At 75.4% G+C, this 568-nt stretch carries 1 pseudogene; it reads left to right on the top strand.

From position 1 onward, the window contains the following. A pseudogene (locus ACWXWW_RS17855) lies at positions 1-568 on the top strand (hypothetical protein); the annotation flags it as partial.

Here is a 568-nt window from a genome sequence, read left to right as displayed (position 1 = left end):
GCGATGGTGCTGGTGGGGTCGTTCCCGGAGACGTTCGCGGCGCTGGAGGGTGCGCGGATCACGGGCCGGCACGCGGACGTGATCCGGCAGGTCGGGATGCGGCTGCCGGATGGGCTGCGGGAGGTGTTCGAGGCCGCGGCCGTCGGGTACGCGGAGGGTGCGACGCCGTTCGAGACGCGGGTGTTCGCGGAGGCCCTCGCGGAGAGGCTGGATCCGCGGTCGTTCTCGGATCGGCATCGGTCGGCGATGGCGCGGCGGGGTGTGTGGGTGAAGGTGCTCCCGGATGGGACGCAGGCGCTGGAGATCGTGGGCGAGGCGACCCGGATCCAGGCGATCGCCCGCGCCCTGCGCCAGCACGCACGGGACCTGGCCCGACAGGAACGCCGCGCCGCCGAAACCACCGCCGCCGCGGGCGCCGGGAGCGTTGCGGGCGCGGGTGAGGGCGCGGCTGGTGGCGGCGGGGTGCGGTTCGAGGATTCGGAGCGGGTCGGTGAGGGTGGGGAGGGGCCGCGGACGGCGACGCAGATCGCGTCGGACCTCGCCGTGGAGGTCCTGTCCGCCCTGTGCG

Source organism: Microbacterium sp. KNMS (genome assembly GCF_053851835.1).
The sequence above is the reverse complement of the archived record's forward strand: the minus strand, read 5'-3'. Positions and strand labels throughout refer to the sequence as shown.